We start from the raw sequence: 19,977 nt of genomic DNA on the forward strand, positions 1-19,977 counted from the left end.
AATCGGTCTCCCCGGCCGGCTCAGGCCACCGGCCGGAGCCGCTCAAAAAAGCCGGTTGAGGCCGTCGTAGGCCGCTACCCGATAGGCTTCGGCCATGGTCGGGTAGTTGAAGGTGGTGTTGACGAAATACTTGAGGGTATTTTGCTCACCTGGCTGGTTCATGATCGCCTGGCCGATGTGCACGATCTCCGAGGCCTGGTAGCCGAAGCAATGCACGCCGAGTACTTCCAGGGTTTCGCGGTGGAACAGGATTTTCAGCATGCCTTGCGGCTCACCGGCAATCTGCGCACGCGCCATGCTCTTGAAGAACGCCTTGCCCACTTCGTAAGGCACCTTGGCCTTGGTCAGTTCGTGCTCATTCTTGCCGATCGAGCTGATCTCGGGAATCGTGTAGATCCCGGTCGGCACGTCGTTCACGTAGCGCCAGCTGCCGTTGTCGACAATGCTGCCAGCGGCCGAGCGGCCCTGGTCATGGGCGGCACTGGCCAGGCTTGGCCAGCCGATCACGTCACCGGCGCCGTAGATGTTCGGCACGCAGGTGCGGTAGTTCTCATCCACTTCGATCTGGCCACGGCTGTTGACCTTGACCCCGATGTTTTCCATGCCCAGCTTGTCGGTGTTGCCGGTACGGCCGTTGCACCACAGCAAGGCGTCGGCCTTGATCTTCTTGCCGGACTTGAGGTGCAGGATCACCCCGTTGTCCAGGCCTTCGACCCGCTCGTACTCTTCGTTATGGCGCACGGTGATGTTGTTGTTGCTGAAGTGGTAGCTCAACGCCTGGGAGATTTCCGAGTCGAGGAAGCTGAGCAACTGGTCGCGGTTGTCCACCAGCTCGACCAGTACACCCAGGCCACTGAAGATCGAGGCGTATTCACAGCCGATCACGCCGGCGCCGTAGATGATCAGTTTGCGCGGGGTATGGCCCAGGCTCAGGATGGTGTCGCTATCGTAGATACGCGGGTGGTGGAAATCGATGTCCGCCGGGCGATACGGGCGCGAACCGGTGGCGATGATGATGTGCTTGGCCACCAGTTTCTCGACCACGCCATTGGCGCAGACCACTTCGACGGTTTGCTCATCGGCAAAACTGCCGGTGCCGAAGAACAGGTCGACGCGGTTACGGGCGTAGTAGCCGGTACGCGAGGCGACTTGCTTGGAGATGACTTTTTCAGCGCTTTTCAGTACGTCCGGGAAGGAGAACCAGCGCGGCTCACCAATGGCCCGAAACATCGGATTGGTATTGAACTGCATGATCTGCCGTACCGAGTGACGCAATGCCTTGGACGGGATGGTACCCAGGTGGGTGCAGTTACCGCCGACCTGGCGACGGCTATCGACCATCGCCACCTTGCGCCCTGCTTTGGCAGCGTTCATCGCCGCACCTTCTCCAGCTGGGCCGGAACCCAGTACCACCACGTCGTAGTTGTAGACAGCCATGCGTACTCCTCAGAACAGGCCAGGCGTACGGTTGGACGCCGGGCTAAATCATGCCGCGGCCAGCGTGCATGAAGGACAATTTGGCTCAAGTGTGTGAACCGGGGCACAGTCTATAGAAGGCCGAGCGCCGCGAACATTAACCCTTGGTCGCGTCGTAGGCCAGTGTTGCCATACTACAGGACGCAAACCAGCGTCGAATTCAGGATGAGCCATTATGCGACAACTATTTTTCTGTTTGATGCTGATGGTGTCGCTCATGGCGCACGCCAACGATGCACAGCGGCTCAAGCAGGCAAGCTTCCCCGCAAAGGTTGCGGGGCTGGCCCTGAAAAACCAGGCGGTGTTCAACTATCTCTGGGCGGATGTGTATGCCGCGGCGCTGTATGCACCCGCTGACCTGCCGGCAAAGCAGGCTTGGGACCAGCAGAAGGCTGTGCGCCTGGCGCTGTATTACTTTCGCGACATTGATCGCGATGATGTGATCAAGGCGGCCACCGTCACCTTGGAGCGCCAGCAAGCCAATGCCGGGTTGAACCCAGAGATAGCCAAGCTGCACGCGCGCTTTCGGGATATTCGCAGCGGTGATGGCTATGCCCTGGATTTTCGTCCGGGGCGCGGGTTGAATCTGGAAATTAATGGGCAGGTGGTGTTCAGCAGCCCAGATGCTGAGTTAGCGAAGGCCTACCTGGGTATCTGGCTGGCGCCCAAAGGGCTGTCGGACAGTTTAAGCAACACGCTACTCAAGTGATGGCGGCGTTGACGGTTCCATCGTGATCGCAGGCAAGCCAGCTCCCACAGGTAAATGCAGTTCAACTGTGGGAGCTGGCTTGCCTGCGATAAGGCCCTCCCAGACACCACAAAACCCACAGGCATAAAAAAGCCCCGAACCAGTCGGGGCTTTTTCATTCAGCGCAGAGGCTTAGCGCGGAAACGCAGGCGGGTTGACCCCAGCCATGTCTTCCATCACGCGAACCACCTGGCAGCTGTAGCCGAACTCGTTGTCGTACCACACGTACAGCACAACACGGTTGTCCTGGGTGATGGTCGCTTCGGCGTCCACCACACCGGCGTGGCGCGAGCCCACGAAGTCGGTGGAGACCACTTCCTGGGAATTGACGAAGTCGATCTGCTTGTGCAGGTCGGAGTGCAGCGCCATGTAGCGCAGGTACTCGTTCATCTCTTCACGGGTGGCGGCTTTCTCAAGGTTGAGGTTGAGAATGGCCATCGACACGTTCGGCGTCGGTACACGGATGGCGTTACCGGTCAGCTTGCCGGCCAGTTCAGGCAGGGCCTTGGCAGCAGCGGTGGCAGCACCGGTCTCGGTGATTACCATGTTCAACGCGGCGCTACGGCCACGGCGATCGCCCTTGTGGAAGTTGTCGATCAGGTTCTGGTCGTTGGTGTACGAGTGAACGGTTTCAACGTGGCCGTTAACGATGCCGAACTTGTCATTCACCGCCTTGAGCACCGGCACGATGGCGTTGGTGGTGCAGGACGCGGCGGACACGATCTTGTCGTCAGCGGTGATTTCAGCGTGGTTGATGCCGTGCACGATGTTCTTGAGCTTGCCTTTGCCAGGCGCGGTCAGCACAACGCGGTCAACACCCGGGCAAGCCAGGTGCTGGCCCAGGCCCTCGGCATCACGCCATACGCCGGTGTTGTCCACCAGCAGGGCGTTCTGGATGCCGTACTGGGTGTAATCCACCTCGGTAGGGTTCTTCGCGTAGATCACCTGGATCAGGTTACCGTTGGCGGTGATGGTGTTGTTTTCTTCGTCAATGGTGATGGTGCCGTTGAACGAGCCGTGTACCGAGTCGCGACGCAGCAGGCTGGCGCGCTTGGTCAGGTCGTTCTCGGCGCCTTTGCGCACCACGATGGCACGCAGGCGCAGGCCGTCGCCGCCACCGGTTTTCTCGATCAGGATGCGCGCCAGCAGGCGGCCGATACGGCCAAAGCCGTACAGCACCACGTCGGTGCCTTTACGGGCGGCAGCGTTTTGCTGGCCAACCACATCGGCCATTTCTTCACGCACGAACTGCTCGGCGGTGCGGCCAGCGCCTTCTTTGCGGAATTTGTAGGCCAACTTGCCCAGGTCTACCGAAGCCGCGCCGAGCTTGAGCTCGCTCATGGCTTTGAGCAGCGGGAATGTTTCGTGGACGGAGAGTTCGCTGTCGTCGGCGGAGCGATGGCGCGCAAAGCGGTGAGCTTTGAGAATCGCGATGACAGACTGGTTGATCAGGCTGCGGCCATAGATCGAGCTCACCACATTGTTATTGCGGTACAGCTGACCGATAAGCGGAATCATCGCTTCAGCGAGTGCTTCACGGTCGATCCATTCACCAAGACACTGGTCGGGCTTCTGAGTCACGGGAACCTTCCACATGTAGGGGCAGAAAAAAGGGGCTACATTATGTCGCCCGACTGAGCGTTGAGCAATGCGCGAAGGGCAACAAAAAGCCCTTGCAAAAAAATACCACCGCGCTACAGCCCAGGAAACACGCGGGTTCCAGAAGGCCACTAGTTTGGCGACCAGGCCGACTTGTCCGTAACCCTCCTAAACATTCGCGCATTTTGGCACTACATATTGAGTCAAAACCCGCCATTGTTTGTCTTAGCCACTACATTTCCTGCAAACCGTAATAGGCACAGTCAGCAACTGACAGGCGGCACCTGGGGCCGTTACAATTACCGACTTTGTCGCAACGCTTGGAGCTCAACCTTCCGTGCCCGTTCTGCGTCTACCGCTACTCCCTGCCGCGGCAGGTAAACAGCACTGGGGCAACCTGCCCGGTGCCGCCCTGAGCCTGGCCATTGCCGAGGCTGCCAGCGCAGCCAAGCGCTTTACCCTGCTGCTCACCGCCGACAGCCAAAGTGCCGAACGGTTGGAGCAGGAGCTGAGCTTCTTCGCCCCGGATTTGCCGGTGCTGCATTTTCCCGACTGGGAAACCCTGCCCTACGACCTGTTCTCGCCGCACCAGGACATCATCTCCCAGCGCATCGCCAGCCTGTACCGCTTGCCGGAACTGGCCCACGGCGTGCTGGTGGTGCCGATCACCACCGCCCTGCACCGCCTGGCGCCGACCAAGTTCCTGCTCGGCAGCAGCCTGGTGCTGGACGTGGGCCAGAAGCTCGACGTCGAGCAGATGCGCACGCGCCTGGAAGCCAGCGGCTACCGCTGCGTCGACACGGTGTACGAGCACGGTGAGTTTGCGGTGCGCGGCGCCTTGATCGACCTGTTCCCGATGGGCAGCAAGCTGCCGTACCGCATCGACCTGTTCGATGACGAAATCGAGACGCTGCGCACCTTCGACCCGGAGAACCAGCGTTCTATCGACAAGGTCGACTCGATCAAGCTGCTGCCGGCGCGGGAGTTTCCGCTGCAAAAAGACGCGGTAACACGCTTCAAGGCGCGCTTTCGTGAGCGCTTCGATGTGGATTTCCGTCGCTGCCCGATCTTCCAGGACTTGAGCAGCGGGATTACACCTGCCGGTATCGAGTACTACCTGCCGTTGTTCTTCGACGAGACCTCTACCCTCTTCGACTACCTGCCCCAGGACACCCAGGTGTTCTCGCTGCCGGGTATCGAACAGGCGGCGGAAAACTTCTGGAACGATGTGCGCAACCGCTACGAAGAACGTCGCGTCGATCCATCCCGGCCTTTATTGCCGCCCGCTGAACTGTTCCTGCCAGTTGAAGACTGCTTCGCGCGCCTGAAAAACTGGCCGCGTGTAGTAGCCAGCCAGCAGGACGTGGACGCCGGCAGTGGCCGGGAGCGTTTCCCGGCGAGCGCGTTGCCCGATTTGGCGATCCAGGCCAAAGCCACGCAACCGCTGGAGGCGCTGTCGAACTTCCTCGGCGACTTCCCGGGCCGCGTGCTGTTTACCGCCGAATCCGCCGGGCGTCGCGAAGTGCTGCTAGAGCTGTTGGAACGCCTGAAGTTGCGGCCGAAAACCGTCGACAGCTGGCCTGACTTTGTCGCCAGCAAAGAGCGCCTGGCGATCACCATCGCGCCGCTGGACGAAGGGCTGCGGTTGGATGACCCGGCGCTGGCCTTGATCGCCGAAAGCCCGCTGTTCGGCCAGCGCGTGATGCAACGCCGTCGCCGGGAAAAACGCGCCGATGCCAACAACGACGCGGTGATCAAGAACCTCACCGAGCTGCGCGAAGGCGCGCCGGTGGTGCATATCGACCATGGCGTGGGCCGCTACCTGGGCCTGCAGACCCTGGAGATCGACAACCAGGCCGCCGAATTCCTCACCCTGGAATACGCCGAGGGCGCCAAGCTCTACGTGCCGGTGGCCAACCTGCACCTGATCGCCCGCTACACCGGCAGCGACGACGCCTTGGCGCCGTTGCATCGATTGGGCTCCGAGACCTGGCAGAAAGCCAAGCGCAAGGCCGCCGAACAGGTGCGCGACGTGGCCGCCGAACTGCTCGACATCTATGCCCGCCGTGCTGCCCGCGAAGGTTATGCCTTCGCTGACCCCAAAGCCGATTACGCCACCTTCAGCGCTGGCTTCGCGTTCGAAGAAACCCCGGACCAGCAAACCACCATCGAAGCGGTGCGCGCCGACATGCTCGCGCCCAAGCCGATGGACCGCCTGGTGTGCGGCGACGTGGGCTTCGGCAAGACCGAAGTGGCCATGCGTGCAGCCTTTATTGCGGTACACGGCGGTCGCCAGGTGGCGATCCTGGTGCCGACCACCCTGCTCGCCCAGCAGCACTACAACAGTTTCCGCGACCGCTTTGCCGACTGGCCCGTGACCGTGGAGGTGATGAGCCGCTTCAAGTCCGCCAAGGAAGTGAACGCCGCCGTTGCCGACCTGGCCGAGGGCAAGATCGACATCGTCATCGGTACTCACAAGCTGCTGTCGGACGATGTGAAGATCAAGAACCTGGGCCTGGTGATCATCGACGAAGAACACCGCTTTGGCGTGCGCCAGAAAGAACAGCTCAAGGCCCTGCGCAGTGAAGTCGACATCCTCACCCTCACCGCCACGCCAATTCCGCGCACGCTGAACATGGCGGTGTCGGGCATGCGCGACCTGTCGATCATCGCCACGCCACCGGCGCGTCGTTTGTCGGTGCGCACCTTTGTGATGGAGCAGAACAAGAGCACGGTCAAGGAAGCCCTGCTGCGCGAACTGCTGCGCGGCGGCCAGGTGTATTACCTGCACAACGATGTGAAAACCATCGAGAAATGCGCCGCCGACCTCGCCGAACTGGTACCTGAGGCCCGTATCGCCATCGGCCACGGGCAGATGCGCGAGCGCGAACTCGAACAGGTGATGAGCGACTTCTACCACAAGCGCTTCAACGTGCTGATCGCCTCGACCATCATCGAGACCGGCATCGACGTGCCGAGCGCCAACACCATCATCATCGAGCGTGCCGACAAGTTCGGCCTGGCGCAGCTGCACCAATTGCGCGGTCGCGTCGGGCGCAGTCACCACCAGGCCTATGCCTACCTGCTGACACCGCCGCGCCAGCAGATCACTTCCGATGCGGAAAAACGCCTGGAAGCGATCGCCAATACCCAGGACCTCGGGGCCGGCTTTGTATTGGCCACCAATGACCTGGAAATCCGGGGTGCCGGTGAATTGCTCGGCGACGGCCAGAGCGGGCAGATCCAGGCGGTGGGTTTCACGCTGTATATGGAGATGCTCGAACGCGCGGTAAAAGCCATCCGCAAAGGCGAACAACCGAACCTCGACCAACCCTTGGGCGGCGGCCCGGAGATCAACCTGCGCTTGCCGGCGTTGATTCCCGAAGACTACCTGCCGGATGTGCATGCACGGTTGATCCTGTACAAGCGCATTGCCTCGGCGGCCGACGAAGAAGGCCTCAAGGACTTGCAGGTAGAGATGATCGACCGTTTCGGCCTGCTGCCTGAACCGACCAAGAACCTGGTGCGCCTGACCCTGCTCAAGTTGCAGGCCGAGCAGTTGGGCATCAAGAAAGTCGACGCCGGGCCGCAAGGCGGGCGTATCGAATTCGAAGCGCAGACGCCGGTTGACCCGTTGGTGCTGATCAAGCTGATCCAGGGCCAGCCCAACCGCTACAAGTTCGAAGGGGCTACGCTGTTCAAGTTCATGGTGCCGATGGAACGCGCCGAAGAACGCTTCAACACTTTGGAGGCGCTGTTTGAACGCCTCATTCCGAAATCCGTTTAAGGACGCCCCCATGCGCGTGTTCCGCATTTTGAGCCTGTTGTTGGTGGTACTCGCACCTTCGGCCTTTGCCGACAGCCTGTATCAGGTGGAAATGATCCTGGTGCGCCAGAATGCAGAACCAGTGATCAACAGCCGCGCCGCCCCGGAAAACTGGGATGCGGGCGCGCCGCGCCTGGGTGAGCGGATGAGCCCGCCGCGCCTGGGCAATATCGTCGACAAGCTGCGCGCCGACGCCAACTACACGGTGCTCGCCCACAAGGCCTGGGAGCAGAACCTGGGCGAGCAAGCGGTGAAGGTGGCGATCACCGACGGCCAGGAGCAATTCGGCCAGTTCCCTATCGAAGGGGTGTTGAGCCTGCAACTGGGGCGCTTTACCGATATCGACGCGGATTTCTGGATCAACCAGTTCGACGGCAACGGCAGCGTGATCGCCAGCGAACACTTGAGCCAGAAAGACGTGCGCACCAAGAACAACCAGCTCAACTACCTGGACGGCGGCCACCTGGCGCTGCTGATCAAGATCACCTCGCTGACCGCCAAGCCACCCAGCGCGCCACCGCCCGACCTTCAGGACTGATTGCGCGCCATGCCCCTGACGTCGTCGTTGACCAAACCCCTGGCCCCTTCGTGGGCCAATCGCTTCAAAGAGCAAAGCCTCGAGCGCGGGCGACGCTACGCCCTGGAGAACCGCGTGCGCATCGTCGAGTGCGGCGACAGCACCATCACCGCCAGTTGCGAAGGCTCGGGCGGTAATGTTTACCGCCAAACCATCTCACTGCGCGAATCAGCCAAGGGCCTGCTGATCTTGGTGGACAGCCGCTGCACGTGCCCGGTGCACACCAACTGCAAACACATCGCGGCGGTGCTGCTCAAGGTCCAGGAAACCCTGGCCTACCCGGCAGCGGCTCAGGATGCGCAGCTGCTGGAGAAGCTCCAGGCGGTGCTCGAAAACCGCGTGGTCCTGCCGCAAGTGGTGATGGACGATGTGCAACCGGTGCCACGCCTGTGGCTGGCCAGCGTGGAGTTCAGCGCGTTCGAACCGCGCAACGGCAAGATGCAGCGCTATATCCAGCACCGTGCGGCGTTGTCGTTCAACTACCTGGGCAACTATGTCAGCGGGCAAAAAAATGCTGACATCATTGTGCGCCAAGAGACGCAGAGCCTGCGGATCAAGCGCCATCCCGAGCAAGAACAGGCCTATCGCGAACACCTGCGCCTGCTTGGCTTCAAGATCGCCACGCGCCAGAGCAAGGCCCTGCCGGAAAGCGCCGGCGAGCTCTTCGAAATGGTCAATGACAGTGCCTGGCTGAACTTCACCCTCAATGTGTCGCCCACTTTGCGTGCCGAGGGCTGGGAGCTGCAGATCGATGAAGACTTCGGCTTTGATCTCAGCCCCGTCGATGACTGGTATGCCACGGTCGATGAAGGGCCGGAACGCGATTGGTTCGACCTGGAGCTGGGCATCATCGTCAACGGCGAACGTTTGAGCCTGCTGCCGATCCTGCTGAACCTGATGCGCTCCCACACCGAGATCCTCAACCCGGAGAAACTGGCGCGGCGCCGCGATGAAGAGCTGATCCTGGTGAACATCCCCGGCCTGCCCAACGGCCACGGCCCGCTGCAAGTGGCGCTGCCCTACGGCCGCTTGAAGCCGGTGCTGGCGACCCTCGGCGAGTTTTACCTGCAGGAAGCCGGCACCACCGCGCTGCGCCTGGCCAAGGCCGACGCCATACGCCTCAACCCGCTGGAAGACCTGCCACTGCAATGGGAAGGCGGCGAGAAGATCCGCAACTTCGCCCAGCGCCTGCGCGATATCAAGGATTTCACCTGCGTGGCGCCCGAAGGCCTGAATGCGACCTTGCGCCCCTACCAGCTGGAAGGTCTGAGCTGGATGCAGTCGCTGCGCCAACTGGAGGTGGGTGGGATACTTGCGGATGACATGGGCCTGGGCAAAACCTTGCAGACCCTGGCGCACATCCTCACCGAAAAAAACGCAGGGCGCCTTGATCGGCCGTGCATGGTCGTGATGCCTACCAGCCTGATCCCGAACTGGCTCGATGAAGCCGCGCACTTCACCCCGCAGTTGAGAGTGCAGGCACTTTATGGCGCGGGGCGTAAGAAACATTTCGCCAACCTGAATGACTACGACCTGCTGCTGACCACCTACGCCCTGCTGCCCAAGGACATTGAACAGCTCGCCGCCCTGCCCTTGCACGTCTTGATCCTGGATGAAGCGCAGTACATCAAGAACCCGTCCAGCAAGGCGGCCCAGGCCGCACGCGAGCTGAATGCACGCCAGCGCCTGTGCCTGAGCGGCACGCCTTTGGAAAACCACTTGGGCGAACTGTGGTCGCTGTTCCACTTCCTGCTGCCGGGCTGGCTGGGCGACGTGAAGAGCTTCAACCGTGATTACCGCGTGCCGATTGAAAAACGTGCCAGCGAGGTGCGATTGCAGCACCTCAACGGTCGGATCAAACCCTTCCTGCTCCGCCGCACCAAGGAACAAGTGGCAACCGAACTGCCACCCAAGACCGAAATCATCCACTGGGTCGACCTCAACGAGGCCCAGCGCGACGTGTACGAAACCATGCGCCTGGCCATGGATAAAAAGGTCCGCGACGAGATCACCCGCAAGGGCGTGGCTCGCAGCCAGATCATCATCCTCGAAGCCCTGCTCAAACTGCGCCAGGTGTGCTGCGACTTGCGCCTTGTCAACGACGCCACCCTGCCCGCCCGTGGTAGCAGCTCGGGCAAGCTCGACAGCCTGATGGACATGCTCGACGAGCTGTTTGCAGAAGGCCGCCGGATCCTGCTGTTCTCACAGTTTACCTCGATGCTGAGCCTGATCGAGGCCGAACTGAAAAAGCGCGGCATTGCCTACGCCCTGCTGACCGGCCAGACCCGGGATCGACGTACACCGGTGAAGGATTTTCAGAGCGGCAAGCTGCAGATCTTTTTGATCAGCCTGAAGGCTGGCGGCGTGGGCTTGAACCTGACCGAAGCCGACACGGTTATCCACTATGACCCTTGGTGGAACCCGGCTACGGAAAACCAGGCCACCGACCGTGCGTACCGCATCGGCCAGGAAAAGCCGGTGTTCGTGTACAAGATGATTGCCCGGGGCACGGTGGAGGAGAAAATCCAGCACTTGCAGAAGGAGAAGTCCGATCTGGCTGCGGGCGTGCTGGATGGGCGAACCACGGGGGATTGGCAGTTGGGCAATGAGGAGATTGAAGCGTTGTTTGCGCCGTTGCCCAATAAGCAAGAAAAGCGCTGACTGTTCGGCCGCCTTCGCGAGCAAGCCCGCTCCCACACCTGACTGTATTCACAAATCAAAATGTGGGAGCTGGCTTGCCTGCGATGGCCGCGCTTCGGTTTTCAGTCGATCAACTGCGCATCGCGCAACGCAGTAAGCGCTGTCAGCCAACGCGGGTCCTGCTTATAGTCCGTCGAGGCAACCGCCTGCCCACGCATACGCGCAATCCGCGCCGACGGCGTGACCTTCATCCGCTGTGCTGCACTGAGCGCCAGCTCGGCCGCCGCACGGTCATTGCACACCAAGCCCATGTCACAACCGGCGGTCAGCGCCGCTTCGATACGGCTGGCCGCATCGCCGACCACATGGGCGCCGGCCATGGACAGGTCATCGCTGAAGATTACCCCGTCAAACTGCAACTCACCGCGCAGGATGTCCTGCAACCAGCGGCGCGAAAAACCAGCAGGCTGGGCATCGACCTGCGGGTAGATGACGTGCGCCGGCATCACGGCGGCCAATTGCTTGCTCAGGCGTGCGAAAGGCACCAGGTCGTTGGCGCGAATCTGCTCCAGGCTGCGTTCATCATTGGGAATGGCGACGTGGGAATCGGCCTCGGCCCAACCATGGCCAGGGAAGTGCTTGCCGGTGGCGGCCATGCCGGCGCTGTTCATGCCACGGATAAAGGCACCCGCGAGCACGGCAGCGCGCTCTGGGTCGCCTTCGAAAGCACGGGTACCGACCACGGCGCTGCGCTGGTAGTCGAGGTCCAGCACGGGGGCAAAACTCAGGTCCAGGCCCACCGCCAGCACCTCGGTGGCCATGATCCAGCCGCACTGTTCGGCCAGGTATTCAGCGTTGGGGTTATCCGCCAGCGCACGCATGGCCGGCAGGCGCACGAAGCCTTGGCGCAGACGCTGCACGCGACCGCCCTCCTGGTCCACGGCCAACAGCAAGTCCGGGCGCACTGCACGAATCGCGGCGCTCAACTCGCGAACCTGGCGCGGGTGCTCGATATTGCGCGCAAAAATAATCAGGCCGCCCACTTCCGGTTGGCGCAACAGATGACGATCCTCGGCCGTGAGCCAGGTACCGGCGACGTCGACCATCAAAGAACCTTGCAGGGCAGCAGTCATAAACCTTCCTTAAATAACGCACACAACCCGTCGTCCTTGCCAGGCACGGCAAGGACGACGGGTTGCGAATAAATAGCTGAAATCGGCATGGCGGCTAGCTTAGCGGATGCAAGCGGCCGCGCCCACCCGCAGCGATCAAACCTTGGCGGCGACCGGTACGGTTTTGCTGCGTGGGCGCAACTGGGCGGCGGCCATGGCCGGGTCGCTGACGCCGGTTTCGGCGCGCATGCCAGCGGCAAGGAACGGCACCATCAGGCGCATGACTTGCTCGATGGACGTGTTCACACCGAAATCGGTCTCGGCAATTGCCCGCAGCGCCTTGATACCCGACATGCTGAAAGCTGCGGCACCGAGCATGAAATGCACACGCCAGAACAGCTCGATAGGTGGAATACGCGGGGCCGCTTCGTTGACCAACAGCATATAGCGGCGGAACACCTTGCCGTACATGTCTTCCAGGTAGCGGCGCAAGTGGCCCTGGCTCTGGCTGAACGCCAGGCCCAGCAGGCGCATGAAGATCGACAGGTCGTTGCCGCTGCGAGGCTGCACGACCAAGGCTTGCTCCACGAGGATTTCCAGCAGCTCTTCCAGGCTGGGCTTGTGATCGGCCTTGGCCTGGCGGCGTTCCAGCTCACGGTCGAGGCTTGTGCAGAACGGGCCCAGAAAGCGTGAGAACACCGCCTGGATCAGGGCCTTTTTCGAGCCGAAATGATAGTTCACGGCGGCCAGGTTGACCCCAGCCTTGCTGGTGATCAGGCGCAATGAAGTTTCAGCAAATCCTTTTTCCGCGAACAATTGCTCGGCAGCATCGAGAATGCGTTCAACGGTTTCCGACTGGGCCATGGCTACTCCGCCTGACAAACACTTGTTTGAAACATACGTTTCAGAGTGTGTCTTGTCAAGCCTGCGGGTCCGCTTTGCGGCTGGTCAGTCATCTGATTCATCGCTATTTAATCACATCCTTGCAGCTGTGTAGGCAGCGCCGCTTCTGCTCTGTAGGACGGCTGACGGATGACCGTCCAGCGGGGCCATTAAAAAGGATGATTGCCAAGCGCAGTTCACTGTATATAATCCCAGTCACTGTATAAAAAGACAGAGCGATCAACATGCTAAAACTGACGCCACGCCAAGCTGAGATTCTGGCTTTTATCAAGCGCTGCCTTGATGACAATGGTTACCCGCCTACCCGTGCGGAGATTGCCCTGGAACTGGGGTTCAAGTCCCCGAACGCCGCCGAGGAACACCTCAAGGCCCTCGCTCGCAAAGGTGCGATCGAGATGACCCCGGGTGCTTCACGAGGTATTCGCATCCCTGGCTTCGAAGCCAAGGCCGACGAGTCGACATTGCCGATCATCGGTCGCGTCGCCGCAGGTGCGCCGATCCTGGCGCAGCAGCACGTCGAGGAATCCTGCAACATCAACCCGACCTTCTTCCACCCTCGCGCCGACTACCTGTTGCGTGTGCACGGCATGAGCATGAAGGACGTGGGTATCTTCGACGGCGACCTGCTGGCCGTGCATACCACCCGCGAAGCCCGCAATGGCCAGATCGTCGTGGCCCGTATCGGCGACGAGGTCACGGTCAAACGCTTCAAGCGCGAAGGCAGCAAGGTCTGGCTCCTGGCCGAAAACCCTGAGTTTGCCCCGATCGAAGTCAACCTGAAAGACCAGGACCTGGTGATCGAAGGCTTGAGTGTCGGCGTCATTCGCCGCTAAAGGAGGCATCATGCAGCTCGTGCACACCCCACAACATACACAACTGTCGCTGTTCGAGGCCTTCATGGCCCAGCCCCTTGCGCCAATCCTCAAGGAAACGGTCGAAGCCCCCTGGGGCGGCGAACCTGAGGCGTTCAGTGAACTGTCGTTGCGCGGTGCGGCTGAGAGCTGCCTGAACCTGCTGGCACCTATCCTGCGCGAATTGAGCGAAGATCAGGACGCCCGCTGGCTGACACTGATCGCCCCGCCCGCCAGCCTCACCCAGGCCTGGCTGCGGGACGCTGGGCTCAACCGTGAGCGTATCCTGTTGCTGCAACCACGCGGCGCGCAAAGTGCCCAGCAGCTAACCTGCGAAGCCTTGCGCCTGGGCCGCAGCCATACGGTGGTGAGCTGGTTGAACCCGCTGAATGCCAGCGCCAAGCAGCAACTGATCAGTGCTGCGCGCACGGGTGATGCACAGAGTTTGAATATTCGATTGGGGTAATGATGGCGCACCACAGAAGCAGCCGTCACAAAGGACTCAGTGAAGAACGCGCGGCCCTTCATCTTTCTCCGGCTCGCCTTCGGCAAGGCGACCTGCCATCTGCACGCCCACGCTCAACATGGCTTTAGCCACTTCGACGTGCTGGCCTTGCAGGAAGACCTTGGCGTCTTCGGAGAAATCCAGAATAACCAGAGAACCCTCGTCCTCAGCCCGGCGCAGTTCGATTCGGCCGTCAGGCAGTTCAACAATTTCCAGAAAGGACGTTGGCATAAAAGTCTGTTCTCCACGAAAGGCCTGGGATTATATCAGTCATCCACCCAGCCTCGCAGGGGATATGGACAGGTTTGTTTACGGTGTGATGAATGGCGCCCTAGGGAACACGCGTCTCTATGTGGGCGCTGGCTTGCCTGCGATGGCGGAGTATCAGCGCATAATCAGCAAACTGACCCACCGCTATCGCAGCATAGGTACCTATACAACTTTGCAGGCTAAAGCAGCCAACGGTAACCACGATGCGAAGCGAGTAGCTTTTGATCTGCTTTTGATCTTGATCTCAGGCTCCCCGTTAAACCACGCTGGCATTCCGGCTTTTCCACAGCGACCCGCCGTCAGGCGGAGCCCTAAGTGGCCGTTGCCGCAGGAATGAATATGTACTCGGTATAACAGGGTCGCCTGTCAGGCCGCCATCGCAGGCAAGCCAGCTCCCACAGGTTGAACGCGGGGCATCAGATCGATAGGTGTCGGCTGGCAGGCCGTCATCGCAGGCAAGCCAGCTTCCACATTTGCTTAGTGCAACCCCTTCAGCACTCGTTGAGCCCTTCACGAAAACGCAGCGCCATCTTTTTCAGCTCCTGGCGCCAGCCTTCCAACTCCTCACGGCTCAAAGGCTTAGGCTCATCCTGCTCCAAGGCCACGGCGACGATCAGCGGCTGGGTGACATCACCTTTGGGCACATGGGGAATACGCGGCGGTTGAAACATATCCGCATGGGCTTTGAGCAGCCGTGCCACCCAACTGTCGGGGCTTTGAGCCATTTCCACCAGTTCGGCCAACTCGGGGATCGCCATTGAATCCAGCACTTCACGATTCATGATCATTTCTGCACGCGGCGCACCGGCCTGGGGTAGGCGGTAGAACCCGGCGATCTCATGGCACAGCCCCAGCAAGGCACCGTACAGGTGGAACAACGCCGCTTCGCGCCCCGCCTGTACCAGCGCGATGGCGTTCATCTCTTTCCCTTCCTCGGCACGGCCAAGGGCCTCCAGGGATAAACCCGCGAAGTAAATTTTCTGATTGGTACGGGTATAGAGTTCGTTGGCCATGACGGCAATCTCCACAACGAATAGGCGTGATGCTGGCTGTGTAGGAGCGAGCTTGCTCGCGAAAAACTTCCAGGCACCGCAGGGTGCCAGGTTTCCCGCGTTTTCGTTAACGATCTTCGCGAGCAAGCTCGCTCCTACAGTAAGCAAAAGCCGTCTATACAGACGGCTTTTGGCGTTAACAGACTAGCGGATCAAGCGCCCTGGCGCTTGTCCTCGACCTTCCACTTGCCGCCGTCGTAGAACGCTTTCCAGCCAGTAGGCTTGCCGTCCACTTCGGTCTGCACGTACTGCTCCTTGGTCTTGCGGCTGTAACGGATCACGGCTGGGCGACCATCCGGGTCCTTTTTCGGCGCTTCACACAGGAAGTGGTACTTCGGATCGATCTCGTCCTTGTGCGGCACGATCTCCATCACCAGTGGTGCACGGGTCTCGCGGTTTTTCGGGAACTGGCTCGCAGCCAGGAACAGCCCCGAAGCGCCGTCACGCAGGATGTAGGTGTCGTTGACCTTCTCGCACTTGAGCTCGGGCATTTTCACCGGATCCATCTTCGGCGGCGCCGCATCACCGCTTTTCAGCAGTTTGCGGGTGTTCTTGCAGGTTGGGTTGGTGCACCCGAAGAACTTGCCGAAACGGCCAGTCTTGAGCTGCATCTCGCTGCCGCACTTGTCGCATTCCAGGCTCGGGCCTTCATAGCCCTTGATGCGATAGGTGCCCTCTTCGATCTCGTAGCCGTTGCAATCCGGGTTGTTACCACAGATGTGCAGCTTGTGCTTCTCGTCCAGCAGGTAGGCGTCCATCGCCGTGCTGCAGATCGGGCAGCGGTGCTTGCCACGCAGCACCAGCGACTCGGACTCACCCTCGTCGTCAGCCGCGATTTCATCGCCCGGCACCAGGTTGACGGTCGCCTTGCAGCGCTCTTTGGGCGGCAGGCTGTAGCCCGAGCAACCGAGGAACACGCCGGTGGAGGCGGTACGAATCTGCATCGGTCGACCGCAGGTAGTGCACGGAATATCCGTCATCACCGGCTGGTTGGCGCGCATCCCGTTCTCGGGGTTCTCGGCCACTTCAAGCTTTTTCTTGAAGTCGCCGTAGAACTCATCCAGCACGTTTTTCCAGTCGCGTTCGCCCTGGGCCACGTCATCGAGGTTCTCTTCCATGCCGGCAGTGAAGCCGTAGTCCATCAAGTTGGAGAAGCTCTCCGACAGACGCTCGGTGACGATGTCACCCATCTTTTCCGAATAGAAACGACGGTTGTGCAACGCAACGTAGCCACGGTCCTGGATGGTGGAGATGATTGCCGCGTAGGTCGACGGACGACCGATACCGCGCTTCTCCATCTCTTTCACCAGGCTGGCTTCGGAATAACGCGCCGGCGGCTTGGTGAAGTGCTGGGACGGGTCGAGCTTGATCAGCTTCAGTGTGTCGCCCTGGGCCATGTCCGGCAGCACATCATCATCGCCAGGCTTGGCGATCTGCGGCATCACACGGGTGTAGCCATCGAACTTGAGGATACGGCCCTTGGCACGCAGCTCGAAATCGCCCGCGCCCACGCTGACGGTAGTAGACAGGTATTGCGCCGGCAGCATCTGGCAAGCCAGGAACTGGCGCCAGATCAGCTCGTAGAGGCGCTCAGCGTCGCGCTCCATGCCGCTCAGCTTGGCAGGCGTGGTGTTGGCGTCGGAAGGACGAATCGCTTCGTGTGCCTCTTGTGCGCCTTCCTTGCTGCTGTAGACGTTCGGCTTCTCCGGCAGGTAGGTCTTGCCGAATTCGCTTTCAATATAGGTACGCGCCATCGCCACCGCGTCTTGCGACAGGTTGGTGGAGTCCGTACGCATATACGTGATGTAGCCAGCCTCATACAGACGCTGGGCCATCATCATGGTCTTCTTCACCCCGAAGCCCAAACGGTTGCTCGCGGCCTGTTGCAGGGTGGAGGTGATGAACGGCGCCGACGGCTTGCTGCTGGTCGGTTTGTCTTCACGCTTGACGATGCTGTAGCTGGAGGCCTTGAGCTTCTCCAGCGCGGCCATGGCCTGGGCTTCGTTCAGCGGCTTGAAGGCTTCGCCTTTTTCACGGGCCACTTCAAAGCGCACATTGGCGCCCTTGGCAGTGCCGAGGTCGGCGTGGACTTCCCAGTATTCTTCAGGGATGAACGCACGGATCTCGCGCTCACGCTCAACCACCAGCTTGACCGCTACCGATTGCACACGGCCGGCGGACAGGCCACGGGCGATCTTCGCCCACAGCAGTGGCGAGACCATGTAGCCGACGACGCGGTCGAGGAAGCGACGGGCCTGCTGGGCGTTGACACGGTCGATGTCCAGCTCGCCCGGCTTGGAGAAGGCTTCCTGGATGGCTTTCTTGGTGATTTCGTTGAACACCACGCGCTTGTAGCGGCTGTCATCACCGCCGATGGCTTCGCGCAGGTGCCAGGCAATGGCTTCCCCTTCGCGGTCCAAGTCCGTCGCGAGATAGATGGTGTCAGCATCTTTGGCGAGCCGGCGCAGCTCTTCGATGACCTTTTCCTTGCCCGGAAGGATTTCGTACTTGGCCTTCCAGCCATGGTCCGGGTCCACACCCATGCGCGAAACCAGTTGCTTGCGCGCTTTTTCTTTAGGCGTGAGTACCGGACCTTCGCCCGCGGCGGCCTTGCCGCGCTTGGCGGCAGGCTCCTTGCTGGCGCTAGCCGAACCGCTGGTGGGCAGGTCTCGGATATGGCCGATACTCGACTTCACCACGTACTCGTTGCCCAAGTACTTGTTGATGGTCTTGGCCTTAGCCGGGGATTCCACAATGACCAGCGATTTGCCCATGGATCGGAAAATTCCTGAATTCGAGAAGTGAAAGGCAGTTGGCGCCTGACGCGGCAACGCTATATATAGTGGCAACCGGATGAGGTCAAGCGCAGCATTCTGCGCGACCTGCCGTTATTGCCCTGTAAAAAGACTGGGTTCGGCCGTGACCAAAGCAAAGCGTGGGACCTGCTCGCCGTCAACTTCGACGGTCTCCAGGAACATGCTCAAAGGGCGTACCCAAAAGCCGTATTCGCCATACAGTGCTTGGTAAAACACCACTTCTTCTTCGGTTTCAGAGTGGCGCGCCACGCTGAAAACACGGTACTGCGGCCCCTTGTAATGCTGGTAGAGCCCTGGTTCGACTTTCATGCTCTGGCCCTCATGCAAAATTTGTTGAAAAAAAATATTTAAAAGTTCCAAAAAACAAAAACCGGGGCACTGGGCCCCGGCTTCCGTCAACCGAACGTTTAGACGCGTTCGAAGACGGTAGAGATGCCTTGGCCGAGACCAATGCACATGGTTGCAACCCCAAGGTTGCCGCCATTTTGCTTCATCACGTTAAGCAAAGTGCCAGAGATACGCGCACCGGAGCAACCGAATGGGTGGCCCAGGGCAATCGCACCGCCGTGCAGGTTAACCTTCTCGTTCATCTTGTCGAGTACTTTCAGATCTTTCAGCACTGGCAAGGCCTGTGCGGCGAAAGCTTCGTTGAGCTCGAAGAAGTCGATATCAGAGATGGAAAGGCCTGCGCGCTTCAAGGCTTTTTGTGTGGCCGGTACTGGACCATAGCCCATGATCGCCGGATCCACACCCGCCACTGCCATCGAACGAATCACGGCCAGCGGCTGGATACCCAGGTCCTGGGCACGCTGCGCCGACATCACGATCATGCACGAAGCACCGTCGGTGATCTGCGAGGAAGTACCGGCTGTCACGGTGCCGCCCTTTGGATTGAAGGCGGGCTTGAGGGCCGCCAGGCTTTCCAGGGTAGTGTCCGGACGAATGGTTTCGTCGTAGTCGAACAGTTTCAGGAAACCATTCTCGTCGTAGCCGTTCATCGGGATGATTTCATCCTTGAACTTGCCTTCCACCGTCGCCTTGTGGGCGAGTTGGTGGGAGCGCAGGCCGAAGGCGTCCTGGGCTTCACGGGTGATGCCGTGCATTTTGCCGAGCATTTCCGCGGTCAGGCCCATCATGCCCGAGGCTTTCGCCGCGTAGAGGGACATGTGCGGGTTAGGATCGACGCCGTGCATCATGCTGACGTGGCCCATGTGCTCCACGCCGCCGACCACGAACACATCGCCGTTGCCGGTCATGATCGCTTGCGCAGCGGTGTGCAGCGCGCTCATCGACGAGCCGCACAGGCGGCTGACGGTCTGGCCGGCCGCGGTGTGCGGGATCTGGGTCATCAACGACGCCATGCGCGCGATGTTCCAGCCCTGCTCCAGGGTCTGGTTGACGCAGCCCCAGATCACGTCCTCGACTTCGTTCGGGTCGACCTTGGTGTTGCGCTCCAGCACTTTGCTGATCAGGTGCGCCGACATGTCTTCGGCGCGGGTGTTGCGGTGCATGCCGCCCTTGGAGCGGCCCATCGGCGTACGACCGAAGTCGACAATCACGACGTCTCTTGGATTCAAGCTCATAAATATTCTCGCTCTAGTC

General features: G+C 60.6%; 15 protein-coding genes. 6 read left to right on the forward strand and 9 right to left on the reverse strand.

Annotated elements, in window-relative coordinates:
* Nucleotides 1–42 precede the first annotated feature (42 nt).
* Nucleotides 43–1,437 carry a Si-specific NAD(P)(+) transhydrogenase gene (gene sthA / locus BOP96_RS19845; RefSeq protein WP_003189670.1) on the reverse strand — a complete coding sequence of 465 codons (1,395 nt, stop codon included), beginning with the start codon at nucleotides 1,435–1,437 and terminating at the stop codon, nucleotides 43–45.
* Between the two features lie 214 nt (nucleotides 1,438–1,651).
* Here sthA and BOP96_RS19850 point away from each other — a divergent pair, with 214 nt between their 5' ends.
* A complete protein-coding gene (locus BOP96_RS19850; protein ID WP_073453805.1) occupies nucleotides 1,652–2,185 on the forward strand; it encodes a chalcone isomerase family protein in 534 nt (177 codons plus the stop codon).
* 171 nt (nucleotides 2,186–2,356) lie between these two features.
* On the opposite strand, the gene BOP96_RS19855 is transcribed toward BOP96_RS19850, so the two are convergent.
* Nucleotides 2,357–3,820, reverse strand: a complete 1,464-nt coding sequence (locus tag BOP96_RS19855; protein ID WP_032873405.1) for a glyceraldehyde-3-phosphate dehydrogenase — start codon at nucleotides 3,818–3,820, stop codon at nucleotides 2,357–2,359.
* 340 nt (nucleotides 3,821–4,160) lie between these two features.
* On the opposite strand from BOP96_RS19855, the gene mfd reads away from it, so the two are divergent.
* The 3 genes from mfd to BOP96_RS19870 are packed head-to-tail and all read left to right on the forward strand — an operon-like array spanning nucleotide 4,161 to nucleotide 10,887.
* Nucleotides 4,161–7,610 (forward strand): transcription-repair coupling factor, encoded by a 3,450-nt coding sequence (gene mfd, locus BOP96_RS19860; protein WP_003189666.1) that lies wholly within the window; start codon nucleotides 4,161–4,163, stop codon nucleotides 7,608–7,610.
* 10 nt (nucleotides 7,611–7,620) lie between these two features.
* Complete coding sequence (locus BOP96_RS19865; RefSeq protein WP_014717515.1) at nucleotides 7,621–8,187, forward strand: CsiV family protein; 567 nt, start codon at nucleotides 7,621–7,623, stop codon at nucleotides 8,185–8,187.
* Nucleotides 8,188–8,196: 9 nt separating this feature from the next.
* Entirely contained in the window at nucleotides 8,197–10,887 is a 2,691-nt protein-coding gene (locus tag BOP96_RS19870) for a DEAD/DEAH box helicase (protein ID WP_073453807.1), read from the forward strand.
* Between the two features lie 101 nt (nucleotides 10,888–10,988).
* Here BOP96_RS19870 and nagZ read toward each other — a convergent pair whose 3' ends face one another.
* Both nagZ and BOP96_RS19880 read right to left on the reverse strand, forming a co-directional pair.
* Nucleotides 10,989–11,999 carry a beta-N-acetylhexosaminidase gene (gene nagZ, locus BOP96_RS19875; protein WP_019818244.1) on the reverse strand — a complete coding sequence of 337 codons (1,011 nt, stop codon included), beginning with the start codon at nucleotides 11,997–11,999 and terminating at the stop codon, nucleotides 10,989–10,991.
* Between the two features lie 135 nt (nucleotides 12,000–12,134).
* Nucleotides 12,135–12,842: a TetR/AcrR family transcriptional regulator gene (locus BOP96_RS19880; RefSeq protein WP_014717512.1), complete on the reverse strand. Its 708-nt coding sequence runs from the start codon at nucleotides 12,840–12,842 to the stop codon at nucleotides 12,135–12,137.
* A 263-nt stretch (nucleotides 12,843–13,105) separates the two neighbouring features.
* On the opposite strand from BOP96_RS19880, the gene lexA reads away from it, so the two are divergent.
* On the forward strand, nucleotides 13,106–13,714 hold the full coding sequence (gene lexA / locus BOP96_RS19885) for a transcriptional repressor LexA (RefSeq protein ID WP_003172575.1): 609 nt from the start codon (nucleotides 13,106–13,108) through the stop codon (nucleotides 13,712–13,714).
* A 10-nt stretch (nucleotides 13,715–13,724) separates the two neighbouring features.
* Complete coding sequence (gene sulA, locus BOP96_RS19890; RefSeq protein ID WP_005786162.1) at nucleotides 13,725–14,198, forward strand: SOS-induced cell division inhibitor SulA; 474 nt, start codon at nucleotides 13,725–13,727, stop codon at nucleotides 14,196–14,198.
* A gap of 36 nt (nucleotides 14,199–14,234) precedes the next feature.
* Here the strand turns inward: sulA and BOP96_RS19895 are convergent, their stop codons facing one another.
* The 5 genes from BOP96_RS19895 to fadA form a co-directional block, all read right to left on the reverse strand.
* Nucleotides 14,235–14,468: a hypothetical protein gene (locus BOP96_RS19895; protein WP_014717511.1), complete on the reverse strand. Its 234-nt coding sequence runs from the start codon at nucleotides 14,466–14,468 to the stop codon at nucleotides 14,235–14,237.
* Between the two features lie 530 nt (nucleotides 14,469–14,998).
* A complete protein-coding gene (locus tag BOP96_RS19905; RefSeq protein ID WP_003189653.1) occupies nucleotides 14,999–15,520 on the reverse strand; it encodes a DUF6586 family protein in 522 nt (173 codons plus the stop codon).
* A gap of 191 nt (nucleotides 15,521–15,711) precedes the next feature.
* Nucleotides 15,712–18,333, reverse strand: a complete 2,622-nt coding sequence (gene topA / locus BOP96_RS19910) for a type I DNA topoisomerase (protein WP_003189652.1) — start codon at nucleotides 18,331–18,333, stop codon at nucleotides 15,712–15,714.
* 114 nt (nucleotides 18,334–18,447) lie between these two features.
* Nucleotides 18,448–18,684, reverse strand: coding sequence for a DUF1653 domain-containing protein (locus BOP96_RS19915; RefSeq protein WP_003189651.1), 237 nt, complete (start codon nucleotides 18,682–18,684; stop codon nucleotides 18,448–18,450).
* Between the two features lie 98 nt (nucleotides 18,685–18,782).
* On the reverse strand, nucleotides 18,783–19,958 hold the full coding sequence (fadA, locus tag BOP96_RS19920) for an acetyl-CoA C-acyltransferase FadA (RefSeq protein WP_003189650.1): 1,176 nt from the start codon (nucleotides 19,956–19,958) through the stop codon (nucleotides 18,783–18,785).
* Nucleotides 19,959–19,977: the final 19 nt, after the last annotated feature.

Source organism: Pseudomonas sp. FSL W5-0203 (assembly GCF_001896155.1).
Lineage (GTDB): Bacteria > Pseudomonadota > Gammaproteobacteria > Pseudomonadales > Pseudomonadaceae > Aquipseudomonas > Aquipseudomonas paracarnis.